This window comes from Cellulomonas sp. IC4_254, from assembly GCF_011603975.1.
GTDB lineage: Bacteria > Actinomycetota > Actinomycetes > Actinomycetales > Cellulomonadaceae > Cellulomonas.
On the sequence record NZ_JAANNB010000013.1, the window covers coordinates 1 to 18,934 of the forward strand.

16 protein-coding genes and 1 riboswitch are annotated in these 18,934 nt (G+C 75.6%); of the genes, 12 read left to right on the top strand and 4 right to left on the bottom strand.

Going from position 1 to position 18,934, the window contains the following annotated elements:
* Positions 1-2,153, bottom strand: a 2,153-nt coding sequence (locus tag G6556_RS02630; protein WP_166938369.1) for a (Fe-S)-binding protein, incomplete at its 3' end; no start/stop codon positions are given.
* Between the two features lie 291 nt (positions 2,154-2,444).
* Between G6556_RS02630 and G6556_RS02635 the strand changes: the two genes are divergently transcribed.
* Genes G6556_RS02635 through mnhG form a run of 6 tightly spaced genes read left to right on the top strand, consistent with a single transcriptional unit; the run spans position 2,445 to position 9,225 of the window.
* Entirely contained in the window at positions 2,445-5,543 is a 3,099-nt protein-coding gene (locus G6556_RS02635) for a Na+/H+ antiporter subunit A (RefSeq protein ID WP_166938371.1), read from the top strand.
* Positions 5,540-6,070 (top strand): Na(+)/H(+) antiporter subunit C, encoded by a 531-nt coding sequence (locus G6556_RS02640; RefSeq protein ID WP_166938373.1) that lies wholly within the window; start codon positions 5,540-5,542, stop codon positions 6,068-6,070. The genes G6556_RS02635 and G6556_RS02640 overlap by 4 nt, the downstream gene beginning before the upstream one ends.
* Positions 6,067-7,617, top strand: a complete 1,551-nt coding sequence (locus G6556_RS02645; RefSeq protein ID WP_166938375.1) for a Na+/H+ antiporter subunit D — start codon at positions 6,067-6,069, stop codon at positions 7,615-7,617. Before G6556_RS02640 ends, G6556_RS02645 begins: the two co-directional genes overlap by 4 nt.
* On the top strand, positions 7,614-8,195 hold the full coding sequence (locus tag G6556_RS02650) for a Na+/H+ antiporter subunit E (RefSeq protein WP_166938377.1): 582 nt from the start codon (positions 7,614-7,616) through the stop codon (positions 8,193-8,195). Before G6556_RS02645 ends, G6556_RS02650 begins: the two co-directional genes overlap by 4 nt.
* On the top strand, positions 8,192-8,824 hold the full coding sequence (locus G6556_RS19065) for a monovalent cation/H+ antiporter complex subunit F (protein ID WP_346774682.1): 633 nt from the start codon (positions 8,192-8,194) through the stop codon (positions 8,822-8,824). The genes G6556_RS02650 and G6556_RS19065 overlap by 4 nt, the downstream gene beginning before the upstream one ends.
* On the top strand, positions 8,821-9,225 hold the full coding sequence (gene mnhG, locus G6556_RS02660) for a monovalent cation/H(+) antiporter subunit G (protein ID WP_166938379.1): 405 nt from the start codon (positions 8,821-8,823) through the stop codon (positions 9,223-9,225). The genes G6556_RS19065 and mnhG overlap by 4 nt, the downstream gene beginning before the upstream one ends.
* A 10-nt stretch (positions 9,226-9,235) precedes the next feature.
* Here the strand turns inward: mnhG and G6556_RS02665 are convergent, their stop codons facing one another.
* The gene (locus tag G6556_RS02665) at positions 9,236-10,009 is read right to left on the bottom strand and encodes a class I SAM-dependent methyltransferase (RefSeq protein WP_346774683.1); all 774 of its coding nucleotides are present in this window, start codon (positions 10,007-10,009) and stop codon (positions 9,236-9,238) included.
* A gap of 93 nt (positions 10,010-10,102) precedes the next feature.
* A complete protein-coding gene (locus tag G6556_RS02670) occupies positions 10,103-10,387 on the bottom strand; it encodes a DUF4235 domain-containing protein (RefSeq protein WP_166938381.1) in 285 nt (94 codons plus the stop codon).
* A 113-nt stretch (positions 10,388-10,500) separates the two neighbouring features.
* Positions 10,501-10,634, top strand: a riboswitch (TPP riboswitch).
* Between the two features lie 72 nt (positions 10,635-10,706).
* Here G6556_RS02670 and G6556_RS02675 point away from each other — a divergent pair.
* Genes G6556_RS02675 through G6556_RS02685 form a run of 3 tightly spaced genes read left to right on the top strand, consistent with a single transcriptional unit; the run spans position 10,707 to position 14,656 of the window.
* Positions 10,707-11,813: a thiamine ABC transporter substrate-binding protein gene (locus tag G6556_RS02675; RefSeq protein ID WP_166938383.1), complete on the top strand. Its 1,107-nt coding sequence runs from the start codon at positions 10,707-10,709 to the stop codon at positions 11,811-11,813.
* A 15-nt stretch (positions 11,814-11,828) separates the two neighbouring features.
* Positions 11,829-13,604: an iron ABC transporter permease gene (locus tag G6556_RS02680; protein ID WP_166938384.1), complete on the top strand. Its 1,776-nt coding sequence runs from the start codon at positions 11,829-11,831 to the stop codon at positions 13,602-13,604.
* Between the two features lie 23 nt (positions 13,605-13,627).
* A complete protein-coding gene (locus tag G6556_RS02685) occupies positions 13,628-14,656 on the top strand; it encodes an ABC transporter ATP-binding protein (RefSeq protein WP_205692935.1) in 1,029 nt (342 codons plus the stop codon).
* 18 nt (positions 14,657-14,674) lie between these two features.
* Here G6556_RS02685 and G6556_RS02690 read toward each other — a convergent pair whose 3' ends face one another.
* The gene (locus G6556_RS02690) at positions 14,675-15,802 is read right to left on the bottom strand and encodes a GNAT family N-acetyltransferase (RefSeq protein WP_166938388.1); all 1,128 of its coding nucleotides are present in this window, start codon (positions 15,800-15,802) and stop codon (positions 14,675-14,677) included.
* Between the two features lie 126 nt (positions 15,803-15,928).
* Between G6556_RS02690 and G6556_RS02695 the strand changes: the two genes are divergently transcribed.
* The 3 genes from G6556_RS02695 to G6556_RS02705 all read left to right on the top strand — a co-directional run bounded on the left by G6556_RS02695 (position 15,929) and on the right by G6556_RS02705 (position 18,871).
* On the top strand, positions 15,929-16,606 hold the full coding sequence (locus G6556_RS02695) for a hypothetical protein (protein WP_166938390.1): 678 nt from the start codon (positions 15,929-15,931) through the stop codon (positions 16,604-16,606).
* 174 nt (positions 16,607-16,780) lie between these two features.
* Positions 16,781-18,019, top strand: coding sequence for an Nramp family divalent metal transporter (locus tag G6556_RS02700; protein ID WP_166938392.1), 1,239 nt, complete (start codon positions 16,781-16,783; stop codon positions 18,017-18,019).
* Between the two features lie 186 nt (positions 18,020-18,205).
* Positions 18,206-18,871, top strand: coding sequence for a TetR/AcrR family transcriptional regulator (locus G6556_RS02705; protein WP_166938394.1), 666 nt, complete (start codon positions 18,206-18,208; stop codon positions 18,869-18,871).
* The last annotated feature ends 63 nt before the right edge of the window (positions 18,872-18,934 follow it).

Genomic DNA, 18,934 nt, shown 5'->3' on the forward strand with positions numbered 1-18,934 from the left:
CCGGCCGCCGCCACCCCGTCCGTCAGCATCACCGTGCAGTAGGGGCACGCGGTCGCGACGACGTCGGCGCCGGTGGCGATCGCCTCCTCCGCCCGGGCCGTGCCGATCCGGGTGCCGATGGACTCCTCGAGCCACATCCGTGCGCCGCCGGCGCCGCAGCAGAACGACCGCTCGCGGGTGCGCGGCATCTCGACGGCCTCGACCCCGGGCAGCGCACCGAGCAGCTCGCGCGGCGGCTCGTAGACCCCGTTGTGCCGGCCGAGGTAGCAGGGGTCGTGGTAGGTCACCTTCTGCGACGAGCCGTCCGCGTCCGCGACCGGCGTCAGCCGGCCCTCGCCCAGGAGCCGGTCCAGCAGCTCGGTGTGGTGCACCACGTCGTACCGGCCGCCGAGCTGCGGGTACTCCCGGGACAGCGTGTTGAAGCAGTGCGCGCAGGTCACGACGACGGCGCGCGCCTCGGCGGCGGCGAGCGTCTCGACGTTCGCGGACGCGAGCATCTGGTAGAGCACCTCGTTGCCGGCGCGGCGGGCCGGGTCGCCGGTGCAGCCCTCGCCGTCGCCGAGCACCGCGAACGTGACGCCGGCGGTGTGCAGCAGCTCGGCGACGGCGCGGGTGGTCCGCTTGGCCTTCTCCTCGTACGCGCCCGCGCAGCCGACCCAGAACAGGTAGTCGACCTCGGCGGCCGTCGCCACGTCCGCGCCGACGACCGGCACGTCGAACGGCAGGCCCTTCGCCCAGCCCAGCCGCTGCCGCGCGGGCAGCCCCCACGGGTTGCCGCGCCGCTCGAGCTTGGTGAAAGTCCCGCCCAGCTCCGCGGGGAACGCCGACTCCATGAGGGTCTGGTACCGCCGGATGTCGACGATCGTGTCGACGTGCTCGATGTCGACCGGGCACTGCTGGACGCAGGCGCCGCAGGTCGTGCACGCCCAGAGCGCGTCCGCGTCGATCACGCCGGAGGCGACCAGGTCGACGTCCACGTGGCCAGCGCCCGCCTCGGGCGCCCCGGCGCGCGCGGCCCGCAGGTACGGGGCCGTCGCGGCGGCGTGGTCCCGGAGCGCCAGCGTGACCAGCTTGGGCGACAGCGGCTTGCCCGTCGCCCACGCGGGGCACTGGTCCTGGCAGCGCCCGCACTCGGTGCAGGTCGACATGTCGAGCAGCTGCTTCCAGGTCAGGTCCTCGACGGCGCGGGCGCCGAGCCGCGCGTCGTCCGGCAGGTCCTCCAGCGCGGCCACGTCCAGGTCCCGGTCGCCCACCCGGATCGGCTCCAGCGGCCCGAGCGCCGGCGCGCCCGCCACGGACCGGCGCGCGTAGACGTTGAGCACCGCGAGGAACCGGTGCCAGGCGACGCCCATCGTGGGCTGCAGGCCGACGACGACGAACCAGGCCATCGACACCAGGATCTTCACGGACGCGCACACCACGACGGCCGTCTCGACCGCGGAGAGCGACGCCCCGGACCACAGCCCGCCGATCCACGCGGTGGTGGGGAAGTGCCAGGCGCTCGCGAGGGCCGAGCCGTCGCGCGCCGCGAGCTCGTGCTCCAGCCCGCGCAGCAGCAGCACGGCCACGACGACGAGCAGGACGGTCGCCTCGACGACGACCGCCTGCGCGGTGCTCGACCCGAAGAACCGCGACCGCCGCTGCGGCAGCGCGCCCGGGTCCGCCACCGGCCCCGAACCGTCGCCGGTGCCCGCCCCGACGGCGGCCACGGCCCGCGCGGGCGTCGCCGGCAGCCCCCGCGGCGTGCGCCGCACCCGCACCGCGATCAGCGCCAGGATCCCGGCGAGCGACAGCCAGGCGATCCCCTCGGTCAGCCACTCCCACGGCGCCAGGTGCCCGAGCAGCGGCAGCGCCCACCGCGGGTCCACGACCTGTGCGTACCCGGCGACCAGCGTGAAGAGCAGGACCGGGAACGACACCATGACGACCCAGTGCGCGGCGCGGACCACGGGGGTGTGCTGGAACCGGCCGTGCCCGACCATCTCGCGGACCACGAGCCACGTGCGCCGGCCGACGGGGCGTAGCCGGCCCGGGGCCGGGCGGCCGACGCGGATCGTGCGCGTGAGCCGCCGTGCGCCGAGAGCGAACGTCGCGACCCCGACGACGGTGGCGACGAGCACCACGACGAGGCAGGTCATCCGCAGCGGGTCCACGTGATCACGCTAATAGCCCGGCACCGGGACCTCCGCGACCGGAGGTCCCGGGCGGGGTCCCAGCCCTCGTGCTCCCCGTCGTGCTGGGCCATCACTTGATAGAGTCCAGGTAATCCCTCGACCACGGTCGGCCTCCGCACGCTTGCGTGCGCCGCGTCGCCGTGCGTCCCTGTACCTGCCCGCTGACAACACCACAGCCGTCGAACCGCCGCGGGCGCCCCAGGGCCACCGTGGGCCCGGGTCGGCGCGACCGACCGACCGACCACCCGCCCACGACAGGACGGAGCGGACGTGCTGCAGCTCCTCGCGGTGCACCTCGTCGCTGCCCTGGTCGCGCCCGCGCTCGTCGCGTGGATCGGCCGCAGGGCGTTCTGGGTGCTCGCGCTCGCCCCCGCCGCGGTGGCGGTGTGGGCGCTCTCCCTCACCGGCCGCGTGCTCGACGGCGACGGACCCACGCAGGTCGTGCAGTGGATCCCCGGCCTCGGCATGGAGCTGTCGTTCCGGCTGGACACCCTGTCCTGGCTGATGACGCTCCTGGTCGGCGGGGTCGGCGCGATCGTCCTGGTCTACTGCTCGGCCTACTTCAAGGCCGGCGCGAGCGGCCTCGGGCGGTTCAGCGGGGTGCTGGTCGCGTTCGCCGGGGCCATGCTCGGCCTGGTCACGGCCGACGACACCCTGCTGCTGTTCGTGTTCTGGGAGCTGACCACGGTCTTCTCCTACCTGCTCATCGGGCACTACCACGAGCGCAAGGCCAGCCGCCGGGCGGCGATGCAGGCCATCGTCGTCACGACCGCGGGCGGCCTGACGATGCTCGTCGGCGTCATCCTGCTGGGCGAGGCCGCCGGCACGTACCGGATCTCCGAGACGCTCGCGGACCCGCCGCACGGCGCGATGGTCACCGCCGCGGTGGTCTGCCTGCTGGTCGGCGCGATGAGCAAGGCCGCGCTGATCCCGACGCACTTCTGGCTGCCCGCCGCGATGGCCGCGCCGACGCCGGTGTCCGCGTACCTGCACGCCGCCGCGATGGTGAAGGCCGGCGTGTACCTGGTCGCGCGGTTCGCCCCGGCGTACGCGGAGCTGTCGGCCTGGCGCTGGATGGTCGTGGTGCTCGGCGGCGGCACGCTGCTGCTCGGCGGATACCGCGCGCTGCGCCAGCACGACCTCAAGCTGATCCTCGCGTTCGGCACCGTCAGCCAGCTCGGCCTCATCGTGCTGCTGGTCGGCTACGGCACCAAGGCGACCGCGCTCGCGGGCCTCGCCCTGGTCGGCGCGCACGCCATGTTCAAGGCGGCGCTGTTCCTCGTGGTCGGCGTGGTCGACGCCGCGACCGGCACCCGCGACCTGCGCCGGCTGTCCGGCGTCGGGCGCGCGCTGCCGATCACCGCGCTCGCCGGCGGGCTCGCCACGCTGTCGATGATCGGCGCACCGCCGTTCGCCGGCTACGTCGCCAAGGAGGCCGCGCTCGAGGCGCTGGGCCACGGCGGCCACCCGCTCGACCTGGTCGTGCTGGTGCTGGTCGCGGTCGGCTCGGCCCTGACGGTCGCGTACGGCCTGCGGCTGTGGTGGGGCGCGTTCGCCACCAAGCCCGTGCTGTCGCCTGCCGCCGTCAAGGCCCTGTCGATCGCCCGCGAGGCGCGGGCCGCGAAGGACGAGCCGGGCGCGCGCGAGGAGCGCAGCGTCCCCGAGCTCGACGCCCCCGCCGAGGACGACCGCGCGGAGCCCGCCGCCGTCGGCCGGCCCTCGCTGCTGCTCGTGTGGCCCGCGCTGCTGCTCGCCGTCCTCGGCCTCGCGGTCGCGCTGGTGCCGTCGTTCGGCGAGGAGCTGCTCGCCCCCCAGGCCGACCTCTACCCCGAGGGCGAGCCCGGCCACCTGCTGCTCTGGGGCGGCTTCACGCCGACGCTGGCGATCACGGTCGCGGTGCTCGCGGTCGGCGTGCTGCTGTTCCTGGCCCGGCGCCCCGTCGAGGCGGCGCAGGCAGCGGTGCCGCACATCCCCGAGGCCGACCGGATGTACCGCCGGTTCATGCGGCGCCTGGACGACGTGGCGGCCGACGTCACCGCGATCACCCAGCGTGGCTCGCTGCCGTTCTACCTGGGCGGCATCCTCGTGGTGTTCGTCGTGACGGTGGGCGTCCCGCTGGTCCGGTTCACCTCGCTGCCGACCGAGACCCGCGCCTGGGACCGCCCGGCGCAGCTCGTGATCGGCGCCTTCGTCGCGGTCGCCGCCGTGCTGGTCGCCCGCGCGCGCCGCCGGCTCAAGGCCGTGATCCTGCTCGGGGTCTGCGGCTACGGCATCGCGGCGCTGTTCCTGCTGCAGGGCGCGCCGGACCTCGCGCTGACCCAGGTGCTGGTCGAGACGGTCACGCTCGTGGTGTTCGTGCTGGTCATGCGCCGGCTGCCCCCGTACTTCTCCGACCGGCCGCTGGTGGCGTCCCGCTGGGTCCGGCTCGTCGTCGCCCTGTCGGTGGGCCTGACCGTCGGCGCGCTCGCGCTGATCGTTCCGGGCGCCCGCATCCACATCCCGGTGTCGGTGGACTTCGCCGAGGAGGCCTACTCCTTCGGCGGCGGCAAGAACATCGTCAACGTGACCCTGGTCGACATCCGCGCCTGGGACACCATGGGCGAGATCTCGGTGCTGCTGGTCGCCGCGACCGGCGTCGCGTCGCTCGTGTTCCTGCGCAAGCGGTCGGGCGCGATCTTCCGCGCCGGCGACGCCCCCGAGCACCGCGCGGTGTGGGGGAGCGAGGACGACCCGCAGGCCGCCCTGCGCCGGCCCGTCGAGGCCCGGGCCGGCTACCAGCCGCGCGAGTGGCTGCGCGCCGGCCGGACCCTGGCCCCGCGCCGCCGGTCCGTGGTGTTCGAGGTCGTGGTCCGGCTGCTGTTCCACACCATGATCGTGTACTCGGTCTTCCTGCTGTTCTCCGGGCACAACGCCCCGGGCGGCGGGTTCGCGGCGGGCCTCGTCACGGGCATCGCGCTGATCGTGCGCTACCTGGCGGGCGGCCGGTACGAGCTCGGCGAGGCGGCCCCGGTGCAGCCCGGTCTGCTGCTGGGCAGCGGCCTGTTCCTGTCGGCGGGCGTCGGCCTGGGCGCGCTGGTCTTCGGCGGCACCGTGCTGCAGTCCTGGATCATCGACGTCTCGCTGCCGCTGATCGGCGACCTGCACCTGGTCACGTCGCTGTTCTTCGACGTGGGCGTGTACCTCGTGGTCGTCGGCCTGGTGCTCGACATCCTGCGCAGCCTCGGCGCCGAGATCGACCGGCAGGCCGAGCAGGACGGCGACCCCGAGTCGGTCGGCGGCGACGCCGAGCCGGCGGAGGAGGTCCGCGTCGACGCGGTCGCCGCCGGTCTGGTCACCCACCGCCACGACGACGCGGAGGGCGCGCGATGATCGACATGAGCCCCAACCTCGTCCTGGTCGGCCTGATCGTCGTCCTGGTGACGGCCGGCGTCTACCTGCTGCTGGAGCGCAGCCTGTCCCGCGTGCTGATCGGGGTCGTCCTCATCGGCAACGGCGCGAACCTGCTGTTCCTCGTCGCGGGCGGCGCCGCCGGCCGGCCGCCGATCGTCGGGCTCGAGCTCGAGCGCGAGATGGCCGACCCGCTGCCGCAGGCGATGGTGCTGACCGCCATCGTCATCACGCTCGGCATGACGGCGTTCCTGCTCGCGATGGCCTACCGGTCCTGGCAGCTGCACCGGCACGACGAGGTCCAGGACGACGTCGAGGACCGCCGCATCGCCCGGCTCGCCGCCCGCGACGAGCGCGCCTTCGAGGACGACGACACCGAGGAGTCGACGACCACCCTCGACGAGGAGGCCGCGGAGACCCGCGACGAGACCGACGAGGGCGAACCGTCGCCGGCCGCGGCCGGGGACCACCACCGACCGACCGACGACCGCGGGGAGGGCAGCCGATGACCGAGTACACCTGGCTGGTGCCGCTGCCCGTCGTGGTCCCGCTGTTCGGCGCCGGCCTCGCGCTGGCCCTGTACCGGAGGCCGCGGCTGCAGCGGATCATCAGCGTGGTCGCGCTCAGCATCGTGCTGGTCGTCGCCGCGACGCTCCTGGTCCTCGCCGACGACGGCCCGCTGGTGGTCGACATCGGCGGCTGGGCCGCCCCGGTCGGCATCGACCTGGTCGCCGACCGGCTGTCGGCGCTCATGCTCACGGTCTCCGCCGCGGTGACCCTCTGCGTCCAGCTCTACTCGCTGGCCCAGGGCGAGGCCGACGGCGACGAGGCCGCGCCGGTCTCGATCTACCACCCGACGTACCTGATCCTCACCGCGGGCGTCGCGAACGCGTTCCTCAGCGGCGACCTGTTCAACATCTACGTCGGCTTCGAGATCCTGCTCGCCGCCTCGTACGTGCTGCTGACCCTCGGCGGCACCGGCGAGCGCATCCGCGCGGGCAGCATCTACGTGGTCGTGGCGCTGCTGTCCTCGCTGCTGTTCCTCATCGCGATCGCGCTGACCTACGCCGCCGCCGGCACGGTCAACCTCGCGCAGCTCGCCGAGCGGCTGCCGGAGATCGACCCCGGGGTGCGGCTGCTGCTCCAGGTGCTGCTGCTGCTCGCGTTCGGCATCAAGGCCGCGATCTTCCCGCTGTCCGCGTGGCTGCCCGACTCGTACCCGACGGCGCCCGCGCCGGTGACGGCCGTGTTCGCCGGCCTGCTCACCAAGGTCGGCGTCTACGCGATCATCCGCACGCAGACCCTGCTGTTCCCCGAGGGCCGGATGGACGACGTCCTCATGTGGGCGGCGCTCGCCACGATGGTGGTCGGCATCCTCGGCGCGGTGGCGCAGGACGACCTCAAACGACTGCTGTCGTTCACGCTGGTCAGCCACATCGGCTACATGCTGTTCGGCATCGCGCTCGCGTCGGAGGCCGGCTGGTCCGCGTCGATCTACTACGTCGCGCACCACATCATCGTGCAGACCGGGCTGTTCCTCGTGGCGGGCCTGATCGAACGGAGGGGCGGGTCGACGTCGCTCGACTCGCTGGGCGGCCTCGCGAAGCTGGCCCCGGTGCTCGCGATCCTGTTCTTCATCCCGGCGATGAACCTGGGCGGCATCCCGCCGCTGTCCGGGTTCCTCGGCAAGGTGGGGCTGCTGCAGGCGGGCGTCGCCGACGGGTCCTGGCTCGCGCTGACCCTGGTGGTCGGCGGTGTCGCCACGTCGCTGCTCACGCTCTACGCGCTGATCAAGGCGTGGAACAAGGCGTTCTGGCAGACCCCGCCCGAGCCGCTGCCCGACGCCACGCTGCCGAAGGGCATGGTCGGCTCCGCCGCCGCGCTCGTCGTGCTCGGCCTCGCGCTGACCGTCGGGGCCGGCCCGCTGTACGGCTACGCCGAGCGCGCGGCCGGGGCGCTCGCCGACCGGTCCGTGTACATCCAGTCCGTGCTGCCCGAGGGCGGCCGCGGGTCCGGGGAGTCCGTCGACGTGGCGCACGGGGGTGACGACGCGTGAGCCTGCACCCGCGCCGCAAGAAGCTGGCCGCCCAGTGGCCGACGATGGTCTGGCTGGTCGTCGTCTGGGTGCTGCTCTGGGGCGACCTGTCCGTCGGGAACGTCCTGGCCGGCGCCGTGATCGCGGTGGCCGTGACCGGGCTGCTGCGGATGACGCCGATCGAGTTCCACGGCACCGTCCGGCCCTGGCCGCTGCTGGTCCTGGTGGGCCGGTTCGCCTGGGACCTGGTGCACGCGTCCGTCGAGGTGTCCTGGGTCGCCCTGCGGCCGCGGCACACCCCGCGCGGCGCCGTCATCGGCGTCCAGCTCCGCAACCACTCCGACCTGTACCTCACGATGACCGCCGAGCTGTGCTCGCTCGTCCCCGGCTCGCTCGTCGTCGAGGCGCACCGGCTCACCGGGATGCTCTACCTGCACGTCCTCGACGTCGAGCAGTCCGGCGGCGTCGAGCGCGCCCGGCAGACGGTGCTCGACCAGGAGGAGCGGGTGCTGCGGGCGTTCGCCTCCGACGACGAGCTCCGCGAGGCGGGCCTGGCGCCCGGCGGCCGGTCGTCCCGACGCCAGGAGGTGCGCGCGTGACCGCCGTCCTGCTGACCTGCGCCGTGCTGCTCACCGTCGCCGGCGTGCTCGCGCTGATCCGCGCCGAGCGCGGGCCGTCGATGCTGGACCGGACGGTGGCGCTCGACATCATCGTGACCGTCGTCGTCGCAGCCGTGGCGCTCTACGCCTCGGCCGAGCGTCGCACCGACGTGGTGCCGATCCTCGTGGTGCTGTCGCTGGTCGGGTTCGTCGGCTCCACGACGATCGCGCGGTTCGCGTCCGTGGAGCCCGCGGGCGAGGGCCGGGTGCGCACCCGCGAGGAGATCGCCGCCGAGGAGGCGGAGCGGATCCGCGCCGAGGAGGAGGCCGAGCAGGCCCGCCGCGCCCGCCGGGCCCGCGAGGCCGAGAGCGCCGCCACCGAGGCGCCCCGCCCCGCCGCCGGCCCGGACGAGGTGCGCGCCGAGCACGCCGCGCACGGCGACGACGCGCGCCGCGGCGAGGTCGTGCCCGACGAGGACCGGCGCGAGCACGGCGACGACCCGCACGTGGACGAGCACGGGCCGGGCGAGCACGACGACGCCGACGCGGCCGACCTTGCCGACGAGGACGCGGCCGGCGACCGGGACGCCGCCGGCCGCGCGACGCACGACGGGGGGAGCGACCGATGAGCTGGGACTGGGACGTGGTCGCCGACGTCGTGGCCTCGATCTGCCTGATCGGCGGTGCGCTCCTGGCCCTCGCCGCCGGCGTCGGCGTCCTGCGGTTCCCGGACCTGCTGTCCCGGATGCACGCCGGCACGAAGCCGCAGGTGCTCGGGCTGATCCTGGTGCTGATCGGGCTGTCCCTGCGGCTGCGCTCGGGCGCGGCCGTGTGGGCGCTGGTGCTGGTCGCGCTGTTCCAGATGCTCACGGCGCCGGTCGCCGCGCACCTCGTCGGCCGCGCCGGGTACCGCACGGGCAAGGTGCGCCGGGACCTGCTGGTCGTCGACGAGCTCACCGAGGCGCAGGACGAGGCCGCGCAGCGCGGCACCCAGCCCGAGGACGCGCCGGGGTCGGGCGACCGGGGCTGACCGCCCCGGGTCAGCGGCGGAACAGCCCGGCCCAGAGGAAGTCCTCGCCGAACGCGTCCCCGCCGGGCCGCATCCGGCGCAGCTCGACCTCCTCGAGCCAGCCGAACGCCCGGCGCAGGTCGTCCGCCGAGTACGCGAGCCCGCCGCCGAGGCCGCCGTCCCGGTACAGGTCCACGTCGTCCGCCCCGGTGCCGCCACGGTCGTCGTGCCCCGCGTCGCCCGAGGCGAAGCACGCGATCCCGAACCGGCCGCCGGGCCGCACCGTGCGCTCCAGCAGCGCCCGGTACGACACCCGGCGGTGCGGCGGCAGGTGGTGGAAGCAGCCGGAGTCGTACACCAGGTCGTACGGCTCGGCGGGCGGCCGCCACGCGAAGATGTCCGTGCGCGCGAACCGCACGTCCACCCCGGCCTCGGCGGCGCGCTCCCGGCCCCAGGCGACCGCCGTCGCGGACAGGTCGAGGGCGTCGACGGTGCAGCCCTGCTGCGCGAGCCACAGCGCGTTCCGGCCGGGCCCGCAGCCGAGCTCCAGCACCCGGGTGCCGGGCCCCAGCGGGAGCCGCCCGTCGGCGGCCCACCCGGCCAGGCTCTCGTCCGGCGCCCAGCGGAAGAACGGCACGGGGCGGTCGCGGTCGGCGTAGAACCGGTCCCAGAAGTCCGCGCCGCCGCGGTCGGTCCAGCGGTCGGCCCGCTCGGCGAACAGCAGGTCCATCAGCGCCAGGACGTCGTCCACGGTGTGCACGGAGCGGCCCGCGCCGACGGCGGGCTGGTCGGGGGTTCGGGACACGGCTGACCTGCACCTTCGTCGGCGACTCGGGTGCTCAGGCTAGGACGGGCCGGGTTCCGGCGGGCGGGACCTCGGCCCGTCGACGGCCGGCCGTCAGGCCTTCGGCAGCCGCCGGTTCTTGTCGACCCGCTCGACGAACTTCTTGGTGCCGCGGGTCGCGAACACGCGGGCCACCGTCACGGCGGCGGCGGTGACCGCGGCGGCCGCGACGACCTCGGCGATGCGGGGGTCGTCGTCGTCCTCCGGCTTCGGGGGCTTGTGCCCGGACGCCGCCTTCCACGCCGCGTCCACCGCCTTGCCGGCGATCCAGGCGACGGCGCCGGCGACCACCAGGCCGGTGATCTTCGCGAGGGTGGACTGGGTCTCTTCGTCGGCCACGGGACCTCCTGCGTCGGGACGGCTCTGCTCCGCCCCACGCTAGCGCCGCCCGTGCGGGGCCGCAGGTCAGGCCGCGGGCGGCCGGGGGCGCTGCCGTGCGGTGTAGGGTCGGCCCCGAACGACAGGGGAGCGTCCCGGACCGTGCGTGACACCGCGGCCCGACCGACGCTGAGAGTGCGGACGGAATCCGCAGACCCTCGCACCTGATCCGGTTAGCACCGGCGTAGGGAGTCGGGATCTCAGTCGCCCCGCGCCGTCGTGCCCTGCGGGCGCGGTGGTGCGGTGCGGCCCCCTCGGTGCACATCGAGGAGGAACCACCATGGCGCGCACGCGCGCACGCCGCCGGGCACCCCGGCGGACCACCGGGGCCGTCGCCCTCGCGGGTGTCCTGGCCCTGACGGCCTGCTCCGTGACGGGGTCGGGCTCCGGCTCGGACGCCGCGTCCGGCTCCGCCACGGACGGGTCCGGCGGGACCGTCACGCTGGTCACGCACGACTCGTTCCACGTGAGCGACGGTCTGCTGGAGCAGTTCGAGGCCGACACCGGCCTGACCGTGAAGCAGGTCGCGCCCGGCGACGGCGGCGCGCTGGTCAACCAGCTGATCCTCACCAAGGACGCCCCGCTCGGCGACGTCGTCTTCGGCATCGACAACACCTTCGCGTCGCGGGCGATCGACGAGGGCGTGCTGGAGCCGTACGAGTCGCAGGCACCCGCGGCGGCCGACGCCGAGCAGTACGCGCCCGACGCGTCGCACTCGCTCACGGCCGTGGACCTGGGCGACGTCTGCCTGAACGTCGACCACGCCTGGTTCGCCGAGCAGGGCCTCGCGGAGCCGACGACGCTGCAGGACCTCACCGACCCGCGGTACCAGGACCTGACGGTCGTGACGAACGCGGCGACCAGCAGCCCGGGCCTGGCGTTCCTGCTGGCGACCGTCGGGGCGTTCGGCGAGGACGGCTGGCAGCAGTACTGGACCGACCTGAAGGCCAACGGGCTCAAGGTCGCGGAGGGCTGGTCGGACGCCTACTACACCGACTTCTCCGGCGGCGGCGGGGGCGGCCCGCGGCCGATCGCCCTGTCCTACGCGTCGAGCCCGCCCGCGACCGTGCCCGAGGGCGGTGGCGAGCCGACCACCGGCGCGCTGCTGGACACCTGCTTCCGCCAGGTCGAGTACGCCGGCGTCCTGGCCGGCGCGCAGAACCCCGAGGGCGCGCAGCAGCTGGTCGACTGGCTGCTGTCCGACGCGGTGCAGGCCGACATCCCGGGCTCGATGTACATGTACCCGGTGAGCACGGCCGTCGACCTGCCCGAGGACTGGGCGCAGTGGGCCCCGCTGTCGGACGCGCCGTACGAGGTGCCGCTCGACGACATCGCGGACAACCGCGACGCCTGGGTCCGCGAGTGGACCGACCTGGTCGTCGGCTGAGGCGCGGCTGACGACATGAGCACGGCGACGCGGACGCCCCCGACCGGCACCGGCCGGCCGGGGGTGCCCGCGCGCCCGGGCGCGCCGGGTCCGGCCGCACCCGGTCGCCCCCCGCTGCGGGCGCCGGCGCGCGGCTGGGCCCTCGGCCGCGCCGGTGCCTGGGCGCTCGCGGCCGCCGTGCCGCTGCTGTTCCTCGGCACGTTCTTCGCCTGGCCGGTGCTGGCGCTGGTCGGGCGCGGCTTCCTGCCGGACGGCGCGCTGGACCTGTCGGGGTTCGCGGACGTGTTCTCCCGGCCCCGGACCTGGCGGATCGTCGGGCTGACGCTCGCGCAGGGCGCGATCGGCACCGTGCTGTCCGTGCTGCTCGGCGTGCCGGGCGCGTACGTGCTCTACCGGTGCCGGTTCCGCGGGGTCGGCGCGCTGCGGGCGTTCGTGACGGTGCCGTTCGTGCTGCCGACCGTGGTGGTCGGCGTCGCGTTCCGGGCGCTGCTCCGCGACAACGGCCCGCTGGGCTTCCTGCACCTCGACGGCACGTTCACCGCCATCGTCGCCGCGCTGGTGTTCTTCAACTACGCCGTGGTCGTGCGGACGGTCGGGAGCCTGTGGCAGCGGCTCGACCCGCGCCCCGAGCAGGCGGCCCGGTCGCTCGGCGCCTCCCCGGCCCGGGCGTTCTGGACCGTCACGCTGCCGGCGCTGACGCCCGCGATCGTCTCGGCGGCGTCGCTGGTGTTCCTGTTCTGCGCGACCGCCTTCGGGACGGTCCTCGTCCTGGGCGGGATGCGGTACGGCACGGTCGAGACCGAGATCTGGATCCAGACCACCCAGTTCCTCGACCTGCGCGCCGCCGCGGTGCTGTCCGTGGTGCAGGTGGTCGTCGTGGTCGCCGCGCTGGCGGTCGCCGGGCGGGCGCGGGCGCGGCGGGAGCGGGCGCTGTCGCTCGTGGCCCCGGGAGCGTCCGGGGCGCGGCCGGCGCGGCCGCACGGGCTGCCCGCGGTGGTGACGGGGGTGGTGCTGGTGCTGCTGGCGCTGCCGCTGGGCGCGCTGCTGCTCGGCTCGCTGCGCACCGGCGACGGCTGGGGGCTCGACCACTACCGGGCGCTCGGCACCACCGGCGGCCGGAACGCCCTCACCGTCACCGTCTGGGAGGCGCTGGGCAACTCGCTGCGGATCGCCGTGGACGCGACCCTGCTCGCGCTGCTGGTCGGCTGCCTGGTCGCGCTCGTGGTGTCCCGGCGGCCCCGGGCCGGCGCGGCGCGGCGTGCGGTCGGCGTGCTCGACGGCGCATTCATGCTGCCGCTCGGGGTCTCGGCCGTGACCGTCGGGTTCGGCGCGCTGCTGACGCTCGGCCACCCGTTCGGCATCCAGACCGACCTGCGGAGCAGCGGGATCCTGGTGCCCGTCGTGCAGGCCGTCGTCGCCGTGCCCCTCGTCGTGCGGACCGTGCTGCCGGTGCTCCGGGCGATCGACCCGCGGCTGCGCGAGGCCGCCGGGACCCTCGGCGCGGGATCCGGGCGGGTGCTGCTCGGGGTGGACGGCGCGCTCGCGGCCCGGTCGATCGGGCTCGCGGTCGGGTTCGCGTTCGCGGTGTCGCTGGGCGAGTTCGGCGCCACGTCGTTCCTCGCCCGGCCGGACCTGCCGACGCTGCCGGTGGTGATCTTCCGGCTCATCGGGCAGCCGGGCGCGGACAACTACGGGATGGCCCTCGCGGCGAGCGTCGTGCTCGCCGCGCTGACGGCCGGGGTGATGGCGCTCGCGGAGCGGTTCCGCGGGCCGGCGGGAGGAGAGCTGTGACGGGGTCGGGAGCCGGGACCGGGCTGGCGGTGCGCGACCTGGTCGTGCGCTACCCGGGCGCGGGCCGGGGCGCCCCGGCGGTGACGGCCGTCGACGGCGTCACGCTGGACGTCCCGGTCGGCGAGGTGCTCGCGCTGCTGGGCCCGTCGGGCTGCGGCAAGTCGTCGCTGCTGCGCGCCGTCGCCGGGCTGGAGCCGCCGGCGTCCGGCGCGGTGACCTGGGACGGCGTCGACCTGGCGGCGGTGCCGGTGCACCGACGCGGGTTCGGGCTGGTGTTCCAGGACGGGCAGCTGTTCCCGCACCGGGACGTGGCGGGCAACGTGGCCTACGGGCTCCGCGGGCTGCCGCGGAACGCCCGCGCCGCGCGGGTCGCGGAGCTGCTGGACCTGGTCGGCCTGCCCGGCTACGACCGCCGGCCCGTCACGACCCTGTCCGGCGGCGAGCGGCAGCGGGTGGCCCTCGCCCGGTCGCTCGCGCCCCGGCCCCGGCTGCTGCTGCTCGACGAGCCGCTGTCCGCCCTCGACCGGTCGCTGCGCGAGCGGCTGGCCGACGACCTGCGACGGGCGCTCGTCGCCACCGGCACGACGGCGCTGTTCGTGACGCACGACCAGGACGAGGCGGCGACCGTCGCGGACCGGGTCGCCGTGCTGTCGGCGGGGCGGCTGCTGCAGGTCGACGCGCCGGAGGCGCTGTGGCGGCGGCCGGCGACCCGCGAGGTCGCGGAGTTCCTGGGGTACCGGACGTTCCTCGTCGCCGGGCCCGGGCCGGCCGCGGCCGCCGATGCAGAGACCGGGACGCTCGCGGTCGCCGCCGGCGGCTGGCGGGTGCTCGGGCCCGCCGACCCCGAGCCCGCCCCGGCGGCCCCGGTGCGCGCGGCCGTCGTCGCGGAGCGCCGGACCCGGCGCGGCCGGGCCGAGGTGGTCGCGGTGCTGGAGGCCGAGGACGCGCGGGTCACGGCGGCCCTGCCCGCGGCCGGCGCCGGGGCGCCGGAGCCCGGGGACCGGGTGCGGCTCGTGGCCGAGGAGGGCGCGGTGGCCGTCGTCGGCGGCTGAGCCCTCGGCGGCGGGTCGTCAGCCGATCCGGAGCTGCCACTCCCCGGAGCCGCCCGCGGGCCGGAAGCCGAGCGCGACGTTGATGGCCAGCATGTGCGCGTTCTCCTCGGCGTTCCAGGTGCCGACCCGGCGCGCGCCCGGCTGCACCTCGGCCAGCCGGGCCAGGTTCGCCGTCTTGACCAGCATCCCGAGCCGGTGCCCGCGGTGCTCCCGGAGCACCAGGGTGTCGTCCTGGAACACGTACTCGTCCGTGTCCGGCCGGCTGAGCAGCGCGGTGTACGCGGCGAGCACCCCGGTCGGCTCGTGCAGGGCCGCCGCGACCCGGTAGGTCATCCCGCGCTCGACGAACGACCGCTCGGCGTCCCGCACCCGCGCGCCGTCCCACACGTCCTCGCGCAGGTCGAGCCCGCCCGCCGGGGCGTCCGTGCTCATCCGCGTCTGCAGCACGGCGAACCGGTCGAGCAGGTCGTCCGGGCACCGGCCCTCCCACAGCACGACCCGGTAGTCCGGGCCGGCCGCCTCCGCCGCGGCCCGGGCGTGCGCGGCGAGGCGGTCGGCGGGCAGCGGGACGTCCAGGACCGACCGCCGGGTGACCTGCTCCAGGTCCCAGCCCCGGCGCGCCAGGAACCGCACGCCGGGGTGCGCGGCGGGGACCCTGCCGGTGCCGGTGCTCGGCACCAGGGCGACGGTGGCCGCGTCGGGCTCGGTCGCCTGGTCGGTCGACGTCGTGAGCATGCTGCGCCCGCGCGCCCGGGCCGTCGCCACCGCGCGCTCGTGCAGCGCCGAGCCGATCCCGCGTCCCCGGTGCTCCGGCCGGACGTCGAGCTGCATCAGCCCGGTGTGGGTGTTGTCCTGCCGCGGCAGGTTGAGCGCGACGTAGCCCAGCACCCGGCCGGGGTCCGCCGGTCCGTCGTCGACGGGGCCGTCGAGCGCGAGGAACCGGAGCTTCTCCTCGTACTCCTGGTGTCGCAGCCCCGCGAGCACCTCGCCCGGCGTGCGCGCGTGGTCGAGGTCGCCCCACGCGTCGAGCACGGCGGCGTTCGCGGTCTCGACCAGGCCGTGCAGCAGCCAGGCGTCGGGCGCGTCGAGCGCGGCGGGCACCGGGAGCGGGACCAGGTGCGGCCGGGTGGCTGCGGAGGTGGTCATGCGGCCCATGGTCGTCCCGCCCGGGGTGGCGGGCCACGGATTTCCGGGCGGGCGCCGGTTTCCGGAGTGCCGCTACCGGAACCGGGTCCCGGGCCGGGGTGACCGCCGACCGGTACGGTTCGCGCCATGCCAGTCCTGGAGATCATCGGGTGGGTCGGGTCCGTCCTCGTCGTCGTGTCGCTGATGCAGGCCCGTGTCCTGCGGTTCCGGTGGCTGAACTTCGCCGGCTCCGTCATCGCCACCGCGTACAACACCGTCGTCGGCATCTGGCCGTTCGCCGCCATGAACGGCGTGATCGCCGTCATCGACGGGTACTGGCTGTGGCGGCTGACCCGGGAGCGGCACGACGCCGACGTGTACGAGGTCGTGCAGGTCGGTGCGGGCGACCACTACCTGCGGCACGTGCTCGGTGTGCACGCGGACGACATCGCGCGGTTCTACCCGTCGTTCGGCCTTCCGGGTGACGCGGCGGGTGACGCGCCGGGTGACGTGCCGCCCGGCGCGGCGGTCCCCGGGCGCTGGGCCTACCTGGTGCTGCGCGGGGACGAGACGGTCGGCGTCGTCGTGGTCCGGGACGCCGGCGGCGGGGTCGGCGAGGTGGAGCTCGACTGGGTCACGCCGCGGTTCCGCGACTTCGCGCCCGGTGAGTTCGTCTACCGGCGCTCGGGCGCGTTCGCGGGGACCGGGCTGCGGTCGCTCGTCGTCGCCGAGGACGCGCGGGACACCGGGCCGTACCTCGAGCGCGTCGGGTTCGCGCGGGTCGACGGCCGGTGGCGCCGCGAGGTCGAGGCCGCCGCGGCCTGACGCGGCGAGGCGGGCCCGGCTGGTCCCCACCCGATCGTCGTGCGGCCACCTGATCGACCGGGCGGCGGCGCGACGATCCGGTGGGAATTAGGCCCGCCGCGCTGCGCGACCCGAGTTCGGCGATCCGAACGCGCGTGCCTAGACTGAGTTCGGACGACCGAACTTGGAGGTGCGGTGACCAGCACGACCGATCGGCAGGCGGTGCGGCGCGGCCGCGTGCTGCCCCTGGTCGGCCCCGCGTTCGTCGCGGCGATCGCCTACGTCGACCCCGGGAACGTCGCGGCGAACCTGACCGCGGGCGCGCGGTACGGCTACCTGCTGCTGTGGGTCCTGGTCGGGGCGAACGCCATGGCGGTGCTCGTGCAGTACCAGTCGGCCAAGCTCGGCATCGTCACCGGCGACTCGCTCCCGGGCGTCCTCGGGCAGCGGCTGCGCCGGCGCTCGCGGCTCGCGTACTGGGCGCAGGCCGAGGTGGTCGCGGCGGCCACCGACATCGCCGAGGTCGTCGGCGGTGCGATCGCGCTGAACCTGCTGTTCGGGCTGCCGCTGGTGCTCGGCGGGCTGATCGTCGGCGGGGTCTCGATGCTGCTGCTCGCGACGCAGAACCGGTACGGGCAGCGGCGGTTCGAGGCCGTCGTCGTCGGCCTGCTGCTGGTGATCGTCGTCGGGTTCCTCGCGGGGCTGGTCCTCGGGCCGCCGGACCCGGGCGAGATGCTCGGCGGGCTCGTCCCGCGGTTCGCGGGCACGGACTCGGTGCTGCTCGCGGCGTCGATGCTCGGCGCGACGGTCATGCCGCACGCCATCTACGTGCACTCCGCGCTGAGCCGGGACCGGTTCGGCCGGGTGCCCGACGAGGGCGCGCGGTCCGGCCTGCTGCGCGCGACGCGGTGGGACGTCGGCGCCGCGCTCACGCTCGCCGGGACGGTCAACATCGGCCTGCTCCTGCTCGCGGCCGCGAACCTGCGCGGCGTCGAGGGCACCGACACCATCGAGGGCGCGCACGCGGCGATCAGCAGCGCCCTGGGCCCGGTGGTCGGCGTGGTGTTCGCGGTCGGGCTGCTCGCGTCGGGCCTCGCGTCGACGTCGGTCGGCTGCTACGCCGGCGCCGCCGTCATGGAGGGCCTCATCCACCGGCGGATCCCGCTGCTGGTCCGGCGGTCGATCACGCTGGTCCCGGCGCTGGTGCTGCTCGCGGTGGGCGCGGACCCGACCTGGACGCTGGTGGTGAGCCAGGTGGTGCTGAGCTTCGGCATCCCGTTCGCCGTGATCCCGCTGGTGCGCCTCAACCGCGACCGGTCCCTGATGGGCCCGCACGCCAACGGCCCCCGGCTGCAGGCGGTGCTGGTCGTCGTCGTCGCCCTGGTCGTCGCCCTCAACCTGGCCCTGGTGACCCTCCTGGCCCTGGGCCACTGACGAATTCCGTAGCGTCGCTCCACATTCCTTACCCGCACTCTGACCAGCGCAGATCCGCCGAGCGGGCGGCAGATGTCCCTTCCCGTGCCCCCGAGGGGACATCTGCTGCCCGCTCGGAGAGGGAGGGTCGGGGTTGTCGGAGTGGCGCTACCGGAAGGAATCCGTAGCGCTGCTACGGTTACGTGCGTGACCAGCAGCGACAGCGCGCCGCGCGACGGGCGGGCCGCCCGGGCCGCCGCCTCCCGCGGGCGGATCGCCGAGGCCGCGACCCGGCTGTTCCTCGCCGACGGCTACGGCCCGACGACGATCACCGCGATCGGCCGCGCCGCGGGCCTGGGCGTGCAGACCGTCTACTACTCCTACCCGTCCAAGTCGGACATCCTCGTCGGCTGCCTGGACCACGCCGTCGACGGCGCCGACCGCCGGGACGCCGCGCCGGACCTCGCCGACCAGCCCTGGGTCCGCGCCGTCGTCACCGAGCCGGACCCGGCCCGCCGGGTGTTCCTGCACGCGCGCGGCGCAGCCGAGCTGCTCGGCCGGGCCGCCGCGGTGCAGGACCTGGTCCGCGCGCACGCCGTCGGCGACCCCGTGCTGCACGCGGCGCAGGAGCGGGACGAGGCCCGCCGGCGGGGCGTGCACCGGCTGCTCGTCGAGGCGTGCGACCGCGACGGGGTGCTCCGGGCGGGGCTCGACTTCGAGCGGGCGACCGACGTCGTCGCGCTCGTCCTCGGGCCGGAGACCTGGAACGCGCTCGTGCGCCGGGGCGGGTGGAGCGCGCTCGCCTGGGCCCGGTGGGCGCACCGCACGCTCCTGGCGGACCTGGTGCCGTCCCGCTGGGACCCCGAGGCCTGAACCACCTGCGAGGCGCCGGTGCACAGTGGCCCCGAGGGGCCGGCGACGGCGCGGGCCCACCCA